This is a genomic window from Vibrio sp. 10N.247.310.23, from assembly GCF_041467155.1.
GTDB classification, from domain to species: domain Bacteria; phylum Pseudomonadota; class Gammaproteobacteria; order Enterobacterales; family Vibrionaceae; genus Vibrio; species Vibrio crassostreae_C.
The window spans coordinates 1-13,470 of record NZ_JBFSTZ010000020.1; the positions used below are offsets into that span (position 1 = coordinate 1).

The following is a 13,470-nucleotide window of genomic DNA, read 5'->3' on the forward strand; positions in this document are numbered from 1 at the left end:
CCATATCACTTACTACCGTTTTTGTTTTTAGTTCCCGCTAATCCGCGATGAACCAAAAAAAAGCCAGCCTGAAGAGGGGCTGGCTAAAGACAAGATATGCCTTGTCGACATGTAGAAGATTTTCAGTCTAATTTACGAGGGTCAGGTAAATTAAACTGAGGCATCAATTTGATACCCAGAGTGACTTACTACTCTATCGACGAATCTACTCCTAGGAGTGCTTATGCATAAGGGGGGAATTCCCCTATAAATGCTGCTCAATGTGATAATTGAGAACCTAGAGTAAATATTTGGGATTTTGAGCCTGTGACAGGGAGCCTAGAGCTCTCGTACTACTCGGAATCCTAGATAGTTTGCTGCCGTTGAAGGCGGTACGTACAGTTCGTTAAACACCTTTGCCTCTTCAGGAGAGAAGCTCCACGCGCCACCCTTCGCGAGGCCTTTCTGAACGGTTGTCCATTCCCATACATTACCCACCATGTCGTAGAAGCCTGTAAAATGTTTTTCGTGTTCGTGTGATTGCTTGTGAAGTCCCTAAACTCGCCGGAACGATTGGTTTTACAATGCCCGTAGTTTGTACACTCTTGATCATCTTTCCGGAGGCATGATCAAGATGATCGCGATAATGATCTTTTCATTCTCGCGAGCAAATAACTCTCATGAGCATTTACAAATTCATCTTATGCGCATTTAAGAGTATTATTCTTACTATGTTGACCCGAGTATTTTTCTGTCATGTCTAAACCTTTACCCTTTCCTAACCTAGACCTTTCTCCGCTAGGCCTTACTGGCCCTCGTCCTGCTGAGATCATCACTTTGCCATCGCATATGGATTGCCACGATCACCATTATTCTCAGGTGGTGATTGGTTTAAAAGGTCAGGCGGAATTTGAAGTGAGTGGTAAGGGGAATCTTGTTGGCCCAGGACAAGGTTGTGTGGTGACAGCGAGCTCTGATCATGCTTTCGGCGGAGTGGTTGGTCAGTCGGATATTCTCGTGCTCAACATGCCTATGCCAACCGATGATGACCCTCTGATGCTAGAGAAGATTAACCAGTTAGAATCATCGAACGTCTACTTCCAATTAGATGCGCAAATTCAAAAGCTTATCCATATGTTGGTGCAAGAGATGCAGGCCAGTCCTGATGATCTGTTATTAAGCCGTGCGTGCAATGATACGGTGATTGCATTGATGCAAAGGCACATCTCGGCATTTGAAACCTCAATCAAAGATTCACGCTTTGATCTTGAAGCGTTGGATCGCTACATAGAACAGCATTTAGCAAACAAGATCTCCGTCGCGCAGCTTGCGGGTAGTGTGTTCTTGGGTGAAAGCCAGTTCCATATGTTATTCAAAGAGCAAATGGGCATTACCCCTCACCAGTACGTTCTTGGCAAGCGCATCGACCGTTCTCGTCGTTTAATTGAACAAGGTAATCTAAGCCTTGGTCAGGTCGCTGAACTGGCTGGTTTCTCCGGTCAATCTTCCTTTACTCACACCTTTTCACGCCTTCAAGGCATGTCACCATCCCAATACAAAAAGAAAATTTCTGTTAAATAGTGAAACAAAACGGCATATTATTTTAAAGTTTCATATGTGACCTTGTGTTTGTTTTGTTAATAAAGCGAGTTTTTAGCAAAAAACTCGGAGTTTTTGACAAGTAATCCTTATATACTCTAAATACACTGCAGCCATTGTAGAGATCCCGAACTCTTTTCGGGTGTGAGATTAAGGAAAACGCATGTTTACAGCTACTGATGTGTTAAAGCCAGAATTCAATGAGCAGTCGCTTGCTGATCTTTGGACGCTTATCTCACCATTATATATGGTGGATGAAACCCAATGGCTAGAGCAACTTCTGCCACTAGCTACCCCTTCTGAGTCTGAAAAGCAGCAAATCACAGACAAAACGACTTCTTTGATCGAAGCTATCCGTGCGGATAAGACTTCTATCCAGATGATCGATGCACTGTTGCTTGAATACAGCTTAGATACTCAAGAGGGCATCTTGCTGATGTGTCTGGCGGAAGCCTTGATGCGTATTCCTGATTCAGCAACGGCTGATGCACTGATTCGCGACAAGCTAAGCGTTGCGGATTGGAAGTCTCACCTAAAGAATTCTGATTCGGTTTTTGTTAACGCTTCAACTTGGGGCTTAATGCTAACAGGCAAGGTGGTTGGACTTTCATCGAACGAGCAGAGTGCTGGACAAGCGGTTAACCGTTTAGTGAACAAGCTTTCTGAGCCGGTAATTCGTAAAGCGATGCACCAAGCGATGAAAGTGATGGGTCACCAATTTGTTCTTGGCCGCAGCATTGCTGAAGCGCAAAAGAACGGTAAGTCGATGCGCGACAAAGGCTTTACCTACTCATACGACATGCTAGGTGAAGCAGCACTGACCACAGCTGACGCAAATAAGTACTTTAAAGATTACCTAATGGCGATTGAAGCCGTAGGTCGAGACACTTATGTCTCTTCAAAATCTAGCCCAGCGCCATCTGTGTCTATCAAGCTTTCTGCACTTCATCCTCGTTACGAAGTGGCGAACGAAGACCGCGTACTGACTGAGCTATGCGACACGCTAGAGCAGTTACTGCGCCGTGCGATTGAGCTTGATGTTGCGATCACGATTGATGCAGAAGAAGCGGATCGCCTAGAGCTTTCGCTTAAGTTATTCGAAAAACTGTATCGCAGCGAGCTAGTGAAAGGCTGGGGCAAGTTTGGTCTGGTTATTCAAGCGTATTCAAAGCGTGCGTTACCGGTTCTAGTTTGGCTAAACCGCCTAGCAAAAGAGCAGGGTGACTTAATCCCACTTCGCCTAGTTAAAGGTGCTTACTGGGATAGTGAGATCAAATGGTCACAACAAGCTGGTTTCGATAACTACCCTGTTTACACTCGCAAAGAAGCGACTGATGTAGCCTACCTAGCGTGTGCGCGTTATCTATTGAGCCCAAGTGTTCGTGGCAATATCTTCCCGCAGTTTGCTAGCCACAATGCTCATACGGTTTCCGCTATTGCAGTGATGACAGACCATAAAGACTTTGAATTCCAACGCTTACACGGCATGGGTGATTCACTTTACAACCATGCAATGGAAGCTTACCAACAGTCGGTACGTATTTACGCGCCAGTTGGTAGCCATAAAGATCTACTGCCATACCTAGTACGTCGTCTGTTAGAGAATGGTGCAAACAGCTCGTTTGTACACCGTTTGGTTGATGCTCGTTGCCCTGTAGCAGAGCTAACACAGCATCCAGTCGACATGCTTTTGGCATTCGATACGTTGAACAACACTAAGATTCCTCTGCCGCCAGCGGTATTCCCTGAGCGTAAGAACTCATACGGTGTGAACATTGATATCGAGAGCGAAGCGCATCAGTTTGAAGAGCAAGTAAAAGGCTTTTTGAACAATCAATGGACTGCTGGACCTGTGATCAACGGCGAATCTCTTGCCGAAAGCATGATCAAGGCTGATCAGAATGTTGAACAAGTAACAGCACCTTACGATCGTCGTATTAGCGTGGGTCAGGTGGCTTTTGCAAACCTTGATCATGTTTCCGCAGCGATCACTGGTGCAGACGCCGCATTTGCTGATTGGAATGCGACATCGGTTGAAACCAAAGCCGCTGCGCTTGAGAAGTTGGCGGATCTGATGGAAGAAAACCTGGCTGAGCTGGTGGCAATTTGTCATCAAGAAGCGGGTAAGACAATTCACGACAGCATTGATGAAGTGCGTGAAGCGGTCGACTTCTGTCGTTACTACGCAAAACAAGCGGATAACCTACAAGGTTTCGAACTAAAAGGTTTTGATGGCCAAACACGAATTGCTTCTCGACAAGGTCGTGGCGTGTTCGTTTGTATTAGCCCTTGGAACTTCCCTCTCGCTATCTTCCTTGGCCAAATTACAGCAGCTTTGGTTGCGGGTAACACGGTTGTGGCTAAGCCTGCCGAGCAAACAAGCTTAATTGCAGCTCGCGCCGTTGAACTGATGAATGAAGCGGGTTTCCCTGCTGGCACTATTCAGTTACTACCGGGGCGTGGCGCTGAGATCGGCAGTGCACTTACCAGCCATGATGCCATTGCGGGCGTTGCCTTTACGGGTTCAACACCAACAGCACAACGTATCAACGTGTCATTGGCAAGTCGTAACGCTAAGCCTGTTCCGTTTATCGCGGAAACCGGTGGTCAGAATGCGATGATCGTCGACAGTACCGCACTGCCTGAACAGGTAGTTCGTGATGTTATTCGTTCTGCATTCGCTTCAGCAGGTCAACGTTGTTCTGCACTGCGTGTGCTTTACATCCAAGAAGACATTGCAGACCGCGTGGTTGGATTGATTCACGGTGCAATGGACGAGTTGAGTGTTGGTATTCCACACCTTCATAAAACCGATGTTGGCCCTGTTATCGACCAAAACGCAAAACAGAAGCTAATGGCGCACTTAGAAAACATGACCAATACCCAGAAGAAGGTGGCTCAACTTTCTTTAGGTACGGATTGTGAACATGGTGACTTTGTTCCACCAAGTGCGTTTGAAATCGATGACATCAGCTGCTTGACAGAAGAACAGTTTGGCCCTGTGCTTCACATCGTTCGCTTCAAAGCGAGTGAGTTGACACAAGTAGTAGACCAAATTAACCAAACCGGTTTTGGTCTAACTATGGGTATCCACAGCCGTAACGAAACAACTTACCGTTGGATCGAGAAACACATTCGTGTGGGTAACTGCTACATCAACCGTGACCAAGTGGGCGCTGTTGTTGGTGTTCAACCATTCGGCGGTCAAGGTTTGTCGGGTACTGGCCCTAAAGCGGGTGGTCCTCACTACCTATACCGCTTTACTGATGTTCATTTTTCTCAATCACAAGACAAGGCATAAGGAGCAGTATCATGGTTCATCAAGTGACAGGTTTTTCTGATGCTTTGTTAGCGTGGGAACAATGGAATCTTACCGACTTTGATCATAAGAGTGCTCAGGTACTTGCATTCAAATCAGAGATCGAAAGCCAATCTACGTCTTTGGCGGCAGTGGCAACTTATCACCTAGAGCAAGCCTCTGCGCTGCTTTCTGAGCAGCACCTAATGGCTGGCCCGACTGGTGAAACAAACGAGCTGTATGCTGCAGGACGTGGTGTGGCTTTGGTGATTGTTGATGATTGCCAAGACAAAGAGCCAGCACTGCAAACAGCAACCGCGATGATTACCGCAGCACTATTAGCGGGTAACAGCGTGCAATTGTGCAGTGATGACGTGCAATTCAACACCTTGATCGCTGATGCAGCGAAACAAGCGAATTTACCGACGAACTTGGTGCAGGTTGCCTCGTACGACGCTGCTCAACAGCTGCTGTCTTGCGATGTACGAAGTGCGGGTTACGTGGGTAATTCACAAACGGCTCAAGCTATCAATTTACAACTTGCTAAGCGTGACGGTGCAATCGTCGGTTTAGTAGCTGAAACGGATCTAACGGCAATGAATGTTGCTAATGATCCACACCTATCGCTGCGCTTCATTACCGAGCGTACGCGAACTATAAATATAACAGCCGTGGGCGGTAACGCGACCTTGCTCGAACTTGGAAGCGAAGCTCACTAACCTTCAGTAACATTGGCTCTAAGCACTTTTGTTTTCTCCATTGTTGGTTTCACCATCTTTGGATTTAACTCATAGTGCCTTGGAGCCTCAATACCTAACTCAATGCACTCGCTTGCCTTTACGGTGAGTGTCTTGCATTGAATTAGGTATGGAAGGCTTTTTACAAATGAGGACTATCAAATGATAGAAAACAGTTTTGCAATAACGACGACGTTCATTGCGTATCTAATTATGATGCTGGCAATCGGTGTTATTGCTTACAAACGTACTTCTAGCTCGACAGACTACTTCCTAGGTGGTCGTTCGCTAGGCCCATGGCCTGCTGCACTTTCTGCTGGTGCATCAGACATGAGTGGTTGGCTACTACTTGGTCTACCGGGTTACGCTTATGCTGCTGGTTTTGAAGCATTCTGGCTTGCTGGTGGCCTGCTAGTTGGTACTTGGGCGAACTGGTTAATCAGTGCTAAGCGTCTGCGTACTTACAGCATTACAACAGAGTCACTGACGCTACCTGAGTTCCTATCTCGTCGTTTCAATGATAATTCTAAGCTGATCCAAACAATTTCTGCTTTCTTTATCCTTTTATTCTTCCTTTTCTACACAAGTTCTGGCTTGGTAGCAGGTGGTAAATTGTTTGAAACAGTATTCGGCCTAGATTACACAACAGCGGTAATCATCGGTACAGTATGTGTGGTTTCTTACACGCTATTTGGTGGTTTCCTTGCGGTATCTTGGACGGATTTGGTTCAAGGTCTGCTGATGTCTGCTGCGCTATTGATTGTACCAATCGCAGCGATGAACGGTGGTCTTGGTCAGCTATCGACTGATCTTCACAACATCAACCCAGAGCTTCTCACGCTATGGAATGATGTGAAAGGTGAGCCACTTTCTGCTATCGCGATCATCTCGCTAGCGGCATGGGGTCTAGGTTACTTCGGTCAGCCACACATCCTTGCTCGTTTCAAAGCAACACGTAGCAACAAAGACCTAACAACAGCGCGTCGTATCGCGGTGGTATGGTCTGCTCTGTCTATGGTTGGTGCAATGCTAGTAGGTCTTGTTGGTCTAATCTACGTGACTAACTCTGGCGCGCCTAAGCTAGACGATGGCGAGAAGATCTTCATGCTTCTTGTGAACGCGATGTTCCACCCAGTAATCGCAGGTATCTTACTTGCTGCAATCCTAGCGGCAATCATGAGTACTGCGGATTCACAACTTCTTGTTTCTTCATCTGCGATGGCAGAAGATCTATACAAGCAAGTACTTAAGAAAGATGCGACGTCTGAAGAGATCGTTCGTGTAGGCCGCTTCGCGGTAATCCTAATCTCTCTAATTGCACTTGTGCTAGCGATGACGCCAGACAGTTCAGTTCTTGGCCTTGTATCTTATGCATGGGCTGGTTTTGGTGCTGCATTCGGCCCAGCTATTGTATTGAGCCTGTACTGGTCTCGTATGAACCGTAACGGCGCTCTAGCGGGTATCGTGGTTGGTGGTGTGACGATTGTACTTTGGAAACAGTTCACGGGCGGTTGGTTCGATGTGTACGAAATCGTACCGGGAATCATCCTATCGACGCTTTCTATCGTTATCGTGAGCCTAATTACTGGCGAGCCTGAAGACGAAGTAAAGAAGCAACACGCTGAGTTCGAGAAGAACCTTGTTGAGCTAGACTAATTTACATTGTAAAAATACCAATGAATTAGCAAAAGACATGAACAATAGAGTCACTTCGGTGGCTCTATTTTTTTATGTGAGTACGACCTTTGTCTTATTTCAAATTAAGTTTATTCGAGGTTTTCTGATATTGAAATGGGGGTTTACAATGTAAATCGAAGCGGTAGGATCTTGCGTGAGAAGGGAAAGATCAACTTACTCAATGGCGTGTGATGTCAAAAAATAAAACAGAAAAATGGCTATTTTTTGAACTTGGCGCTCACTTTTGTCATTAGCTCGGTGAATTGTGGAACCGAATTGGACATGATGTGTCAATTGTCAGTAACCACTAAAGACCTATAGGACAAAGGTATGCCTGATCTCTATTGCAAAGGATGTAAAAAAACAACACTACATAAGTCTATAATGAAACGTTGTGAATCAGAGCCCGAGACAGCTTCTGGCCGTATGATGCAATGGACGTCAAAACTATTTAGTGGAAACCTGTACTACGATATGGAAACTCAGCACTTCTGCCGCACGTGCAATTGTCGTTGCGAAACAGGAAGTACTGTACCCCAAATTGGTTTAGCTTAACTTACAGTAAGCGCTCACTAACTTAGATCAAAAAACCTCCGTTTTAGGAGGTTTTTGCGTTTCTATGCGGCTTTGAGTGCTAGCTCGGCAACAATGGCGTCGCCATCAATCTTCACATCCCAACCATAGTTTGAGTATTCATTTGCTAGTGCCTGAGCAACATCTTTTGATACCGTTACGTGTGTCCATGAACCAATACCGTAAGGTTTATATGCGAGTTCTTGCGTTTTCATAATAGAGTCATCCTTTCTCTTTGATAATTATATTATTCACTTTGGCCTATATCCTTTCTTTCGTTTCCGGCTCAACTTATTTGTTAATCGGGTCATTTCTATAATAATTTGTTAATAACCAGAGTTTGATTTATAAGGGTTCTTATCTATTTGTATGTGTTTATATCTGGCGTGAATATCATCCGTGCATTTAGTTTTTAAATGTGTGAGCGAGGTTTTCTTCGATTGCACTTGGTATGGAATATACTGAGCGGAATTTAGAATGTTTAAGGAATGTTATGTCTCAGCATCAGCTCGATCGTATCGATAAAGAGATACTAAGAATTCTGCATATGAAAGGGCGTTTACCTGTTGTTGAACTGGCAAAACAGGTCAACCTTACGACGTCACCTTGCTCTGATAGACTCAAGCGATTGGAGAAAGAGGGCTACATCACGGGCTATCATGCTGAGCTTTGTTCAGAAAAGCTGGGACTCGATGTTCAAGTCTTTATCCATATCCGTCTCGATCAGACTAGCTTTTCGATCTTCGACAAATTTGCCCAAGCCGTGGAAATGATGCCTGAGGTGGAAGAGTGCTACTCACTGTCGGGTGACTTTGACACCATGATCAAGGTTCGAGTGAAAGACATGAAGGCGTACCAAGCGTTTATGGCCACCAAGCTGGGCACCTTGCCTGGTGTGATTCAGACACGTAGTGAAGTGGTGATTGAAGAGCATAAAAAGGGCTTCGGCGTGAACCCTGAGTTGTTGGCAACTCTAAAATAGTGGCCTAATTTCGCTTACCAACGTGATTTAGATATAAAAAATGGAAGCAATAAGCTTCCATTTTTTGTTGAGCGTCAGATAAAGAGCAATCCGATAAACTTGTTCGCCTTAAAGCGTAATGGCCGCAGAGATTAAGCCAATCACACCACCGAATACACCGCCCCAAACCACAAGCCAGCCAAGGTGTTTCTTGATCATGGTCTGAACCATCTCTTTAACCAGCTTAGGTGTTAGTTCATTCAAGCGCTGATCGATGATCGCCTCAATGTTTTCTTTGATTTCATCCATCATCGCAGGCGATTCTAGCTCGTCTTTGATGGCATTTTTTACAGAATCACTCTTGCTGATTTCAATCACAGATTCTTGCATCTTCTCAACAAACGGCGCTTTCATTGGCTCTAGTGCTTCTGTGCCACCAAACATTGCCAACATACCGCCAAACTGAGAGTTCTCGATAACATGCACCAGTGAGTCGAATGCAGGGTTAAAGTCGATCTTCTGAATCACAGGCTCTAGATTGAGCGACTTTCCTGTCATCTCGCTGCTTAGGAAGCGGTCGATGTTACTTTCTGTAAAGAATTGCTCCATCATCAGTTGCTTGATGGCTGCCTTGAACTCTTCAAAGCGCGCTGGAATCACTCCAGAACCGTATAGGCCGGGTACTTTCTCGAACAACATGTGAATCGCAAGCCAGTTGGTGATGGCACCAGAAAAGGCGAATAGGCCTGCATAAAGCAAGTATTGGTTTGCTGTCGCATAGCCGCCAGCAAGCAGCGCTAACGCGATAACGTTAGTTAAGACACTTTTGTTCATGGTTGATCTCTAGAAAGAATATTGCGCGCATTTTAAGAAAAAAACGCCAAAAAAAAAACAAAAGGATCGATGAAGTTTATTGGACAGGTAGCAAAGAGCGCCAAATAGCAGGCATAAAAAAGGCTAGCCTCCCCCCGAAGTCTAGCCTTATTCCAGAACGCGCAAGCGAGGCGTCTTTGGTGTTAATGTCATTATATAATTACGACATAACATTCTGCCATGTGTAATTTACCGCTAATAAACAAATTGCTGTGAATCACATCGCACTTTTAAAATAGCACAAAAATTAAGCGTTTGTAGCTTGCTCAAGGTCATCGGCAATGAAGCCACCGGTTTGGTGATTCCATAGCTGCGCATAAATACCATTCTGGTTAATCAGCTCTTGGTGCGTGCCTTCTTCTACGATATTGCCGGCATCAAGCACGATCAGGCGATCCATCGCTGCGATGGTCGACAGGCGGTGTGCAATCGCAATAACCGTTTTGCCTTCCATTAGCTCAATCAAGCTCTCTTGAATCGCTGCCTCTACCTCAGAATCGAGTGCAGAAGTTGCTTCATCGAGAACAAGTAATGGAGCATTCTTTAGAAGAACACGTGAGATAGCCACACGTTGACGCTGACCACCAGAAAGCTTAACGCCACGTTCACCTACTTGAGCATCGTAACCAATGTTGCCAAACGGGTCGGTTAGCGTTTCGATAAACTCATGCGCGTGTGCTTGTTTAGTTGCCGCGTATACTTCTTCGTCTGATGCCTCTGGTCGACCGTAAAGAATGTTGTCTTTGATCGAACGGTGCAGCAGTGAGGTATCTTGGGTCACCATACCTATGTTGCTACGCAGAGAATCTTGAGTAACGCTCGAGATCTCTTGGTCATCAATCAGGATGCGACCACTTTCTACATCGTGGAAACGCAGTAGTAAGTTAACTAGGGTCGATTTACCTGCACCTGAACGGCCAACCAAACCCACTTTTTCACCCGGTTTGATGTTGAGGTTTAGGTTGTTGATCACCCCCTTATTCTCACCGTAGTTAAAGCTTACATTGTCGAAGTTGATACCGCCTTGTGGAACCTCCAGAGGCTTCGCGTCTTTCTTGTCTTCAATAGCAATAGGCTTAGACAGAGTTTTAATGCCGTCAATCACGGTACCAAGGTTCTCAAACAGACCACCAATTTCCCACATGATCCATTTCGACATGCCGTTAATACGCAGAGCCAAGCTGACCGCAATCGCGATTGCACCCACGGTGATTGCGCTATCTAGCCATAGGTAGATAGAGATACCCGCAATGCTGAACACCAATAGATAGTTAGCGAATTCCACGCAGATGTTGAAGCCGGTTACCAAGCGCATTTGGCGGTGCACAGTATCTAGGAAGCCTTCCATGCCTTCTTCGGCGTATTTGGTTTCTCTTTTACTGTGTGAGAACAATTTCACCGTCGCGATGTTGGTGTAGCTATCAACAATACGACCTGTCATCAGTGAACGAGCATCCGCTTGCTCTGAAGACACGTCTTTTAGCTTTGGCACGAAGTGCAGTTGAATACCGATGTAAACGAATAGCCAAATCAGCATCGGAGCCATCAAGCGCCAATCTGATTCAGCAAGCATGAACAGCATCGCCGTGAAGTAAACCGTCACGTAGACAAACACATCGACCATCTTGGTCACAGTTTCGCGCACTGCAAGCGAGGTTTGCATCACTTTGGTCGCGACACGTCCGGCGAAGTCATCTTGATAGAAGGACAGGCTTTGCTTCAAAAGGTAGCGGTGTGCTAACCAACGAATCGACATTGGGTAGTTGCCCAGCAAAGTTTGGTGAAGCAATAGCGAGTAAACACTGATCAAGATTGGCATCACAACCAACAGCAGAATACCGAGCCCCATCAATGTCGATTCGTTGTCTGCTAAGAAAGTGTCTGGGTTGCTTGTTGATAGCCAGTCGACCAATTGCCCCATGTAACCGAACAGCGCGACTTCGATGATCGCGATGGTCATGCTCATCAACCCGAGCAAAATCAATGGTTTTTCGAAACCTCGAGTGTAATGGCGGCAGAATGCCAGTATGCCAGTAGGAGGTTGTATCGGCTCTCCCTTTGGAAAGGCTTCAGTAAAGCCTTCAAATTTCTTGTACATAGATTTCCCTTTATAAACTAGTGCATCTATAAGCGACTGCATCGTTGGTGCAGCTTTGTTTTTATGGTCTTGATTCGAAATTTAACTGTCTTAGTTTGAAATTATATAAGCGCCCATGGGTTCTTATCAGTATTAAGTCATTCGATGGATTTTGTTCTAGCGCCTATTTAGGCACTTGGCTTTAAAACACTAAAACTTTGTCTAAGCGATACAGGAAAGGTCCAAAGAGTGTCTTTCATGACGCTTATTTTAGATTGAATTAGACAGGAAAAGTTAAGCTTATTTCAAACGTAATTGATTGTTATGCAACGGTGATAATCCTAACGTTAAATGGATTGAATTGTAATCAAAACTCGTGATGGGCGAGAAAATGGAATCAGAATATTTATCCATAAAGTGACTTAACGAATATGCATACAGTTGGTTCTTTCTGATGTGCTGTTATCTTGCAGTAAAAATTACCGAATAAACTGACTTTTGCAGGAATTGTTTGGGATAAATATTCAAATAAATATTCTTTTCAGTGAATCTTGTCGTAACAAGTTGTTTACAATTCTGAAGTAAATAAAAGATAGGGACGGTTGAAATGTTAAACCTACACAAAAAATCACTTCATATCACTAATGTTCAAAACGCCAATTGCGTTGTTATGGTGCCACCAAAAGAGTTTAAATTTAACGAAGAAACAGCACGTGATAACGAATTTCAGCACAGAGTTAATCTGACCGAAGCTGAGGTGAAAGTAGAAACGATGGCCGAATTTAAAGCTATGGTCGCTTCGTTGCGTAAAGAAGGTGTGCAAGTTGTAGAGTTTGATTACCCAGAATTGGGCGTTGAAACTCCGGATGCTGTTTTCCCAAACAACTGGTTCAGTACCTGTAGTGATGGAAGCTTATTCACGTTCCCTATGGCGTGTGAAAACCGTCAGAATGAAGTTAAGCCAAATGCTCTTATTGAAGCGTTAGAAGCGTCGGGTCGCATTGTTAACCATAGCGAGTCTCTAGAGTCTTACATCGCGCAAGGTTCTTATCTAGAGAGCACGGGCGTGATGGTTATCGACCATATCAACAAGACCATCTACGCTGCGCTTTCTCAGCGTTGTGACCGCGAAGTGTTAGAAGATTATGCGAAGCGCATTGGTTATTCTCGCGTGGTCTCGTTCCAAACGGCATTACCGTCTGGCCAACCGATTTACCATACCAATGTGATGATGGCGATTGGCGATAACTTCTGCGTGATCTGTGATGAAGTGATTCCTGAGTTTGAACGCCGCTTTGTGGTGAAGTCGCTTGCTAAAGATAAGCAGGTTATCTCTATCTCAATTGATCAGATGAACCGTTTCTGTGGCAACATCCTGCAGCTTGAAACCGTGAATGGCGACAAGGTGATCGCGATGTCTCAATCGGCTTACGATGCGTTTTCTCCAGCCCAGTTAGCTCAGCTTTCGACGCATGGAAAACTGCTGCCATTTAACGTGAAAACGATTGAAGACATTGGCGGTGGTTCGGTGCGATGCATGTTGGGTGAGGTGTTTTTACCAACGCGAGTAAATCGTCTGTAACAAGCACTCACTTTCAGTAATGAATCTTTGAATACCACTCTTATCGCAGAGTGGTATTTTTGTTTTTGTCTTTCACATATAAGAGAACAGAGCTCGATACAGGAGTCAACGCGC

9 protein-coding genes and 1 pseudogene are annotated in these 13,470 nt (G+C 45.1%); 6 read left to right on the plus strand and 4 right to left on the minus strand.

Annotation, left to right across the window (positions count from 1 at the left end; translation table 11 throughout):
• Positions 1-318: 318 nt before the first annotated feature.
• Positions 319-495, minus strand: a pseudogene (locus AB6D93_RS15510) (SUMF1/EgtB/PvdO family nonheme iron enzyme); the annotation flags it as partial.
• A gap of 240 nt (positions 496-735) precedes the next feature.
• On the opposite strand from AB6D93_RS15510, the gene AB6D93_RS15515 reads away from it, so the two are divergent.
• The 4 genes from AB6D93_RS15515 to putP all read left to right on the plus strand — a co-directional run bounded on the left by AB6D93_RS15515 (position 736) and on the right by putP (position 7,269).
• Positions 736-1,560 (plus strand): AraC family transcriptional regulator, encoded by an 825-nt coding sequence (locus AB6D93_RS15515; protein ID WP_017065150.1) that lies wholly within the window; start codon positions 736-738, stop codon positions 1,558-1,560.
• A gap of 181 nt (positions 1,561-1,741) precedes the next feature.
• Complete coding sequence (gene putA / locus AB6D93_RS15520) at positions 1,742-4,879, plus strand: bifunctional proline dehydrogenase/L-glutamate gamma-semialdehyde dehydrogenase PutA (protein WP_102333570.1); 3,138 nt, start codon at positions 1,742-1,744, stop codon at positions 4,877-4,879.
• A gap of 11 nt (positions 4,880-4,890) precedes the next feature.
• Complete coding sequence (locus AB6D93_RS15525; protein ID WP_102333569.1) at positions 4,891-5,595, plus strand: 1-pyrroline-5-carboxylate dehydrogenase; 705 nt, start codon at positions 4,891-4,893, stop codon at positions 5,593-5,595.
• A 183-nt stretch (positions 5,596-5,778) separates the two neighbouring features.
• The gene (gene putP, locus AB6D93_RS15530; RefSeq protein ID WP_029236483.1) at positions 5,779-7,269 is read left to right on the plus strand and encodes a sodium/proline symporter PutP; all 1,491 of its coding nucleotides are present in this window, start codon (positions 5,779-5,781) and stop codon (positions 7,267-7,269) included.
• 638 nt (positions 7,270-7,907) lie between these two features.
• Here the strand turns inward: putP and AB6D93_RS15535 are convergent.
• Positions 7,908-8,078, minus strand: coding sequence for a hypothetical protein (locus AB6D93_RS15535; protein ID WP_017061196.1), 171 nt, complete (start codon positions 8,076-8,078; stop codon positions 7,908-7,910).
• Between the two features lie 278 nt (positions 8,079-8,356).
• Between AB6D93_RS15535 and AB6D93_RS15540 the strand changes: the two genes are divergently transcribed.
• Positions 8,357-8,845 carry an Lrp/AsnC family transcriptional regulator gene (locus AB6D93_RS15540; RefSeq protein ID WP_004732526.1) on the plus strand — a complete coding sequence of 163 codons (489 nt, stop codon included), beginning with the start codon at positions 8,357-8,359 and terminating at the stop codon, positions 8,843-8,845.
• Positions 8,846-8,953: 108 nt separating this feature from the next.
• Here the strand turns inward: AB6D93_RS15540 and AB6D93_RS15545 are convergent, their stop codons facing one another.
• Both AB6D93_RS15545 and AB6D93_RS15550 read right to left on the minus strand, forming a co-directional pair.
• Positions 8,954-9,658 carry a hypothetical protein gene (locus AB6D93_RS15545; RefSeq protein WP_017065155.1) on the minus strand — a complete coding sequence of 235 codons (705 nt, stop codon included), beginning with the start codon at positions 9,656-9,658 and terminating at the stop codon, positions 8,954-8,956.
• A 286-nt stretch (positions 9,659-9,944) separates the two neighbouring features.
• Positions 9,945-11,795, minus strand: a complete 1,851-nt coding sequence (locus tag AB6D93_RS15550) for an ABC transporter ATP-binding protein (RefSeq protein WP_102333568.1) — start codon at positions 11,793-11,795, stop codon at positions 9,945-9,947.
• A gap of 586 nt (positions 11,796-12,381) precedes the next feature.
• Here AB6D93_RS15550 and AB6D93_RS15555 point away from each other — a divergent pair.
• On the plus strand, positions 12,382-13,356 hold the full coding sequence (locus tag AB6D93_RS15555) for an arginine deiminase-related protein (protein WP_017061193.1): 975 nt from the start codon (positions 12,382-12,384) through the stop codon (positions 13,354-13,356).
• Positions 13,357-13,470 lie beyond the last annotated feature (114 nt).

What these genes read in the sequence shown, in the direction of transcription:
- AB6D93_RS15515 (WP_017065150.1), top strand. Translation starts at nt 736, where the DNA reads ATGTCTAAACCTTTACCCTTTCCTAACCTAGACCTTTCTCCGCTAGGC.
- putA (WP_102333570.1), top strand. Translation starts at nt 1,742, where the DNA reads ATGTTTACAGCTACTGATGTGTTAAAGCCAGAATTCAATGAGCAGTCG.
- AB6D93_RS15525 (WP_102333569.1), top strand. Translation starts at nt 4,891, where the DNA reads ATGGTTCATCAAGTGACAGGTTTTTCTGATGCTTTGTTAGCGTGGGAA.
- AB6D93_RS15535 (WP_017061196.1), bottom strand. Translation starts at nt 8,078, where the DNA reads ATGAAAACGCAAGAACTCGCATATAAACCTTACGGTATTGGTTCATGG.
- AB6D93_RS15540 (WP_004732526.1), top strand. Translation starts at nt 8,357, where the DNA reads ATGTCTCAGCATCAGCTCGATCGTATCGATAAAGAGATACTAAGAATT.
- AB6D93_RS15545 (WP_017065155.1), bottom strand. Translation starts at nt 9,658, where the DNA reads ATGAACAAAAGTGTCTTAACTAACGTTATCGCGTTAGCGCTGCTTGCT.
- AB6D93_RS15550 (WP_102333568.1), bottom strand. Translation starts at nt 11,795, where the DNA reads ATGTACAAGAAATTTGAAGGCTTTACTGAAGCCTTTCCAAAGGGAGAG.
- AB6D93_RS15555 (WP_017061193.1), top strand. Translation starts at nt 12,382, where the DNA reads ATGTTAAACCTACACAAAAAATCACTTCATATCACTAATGTTCAAAAC.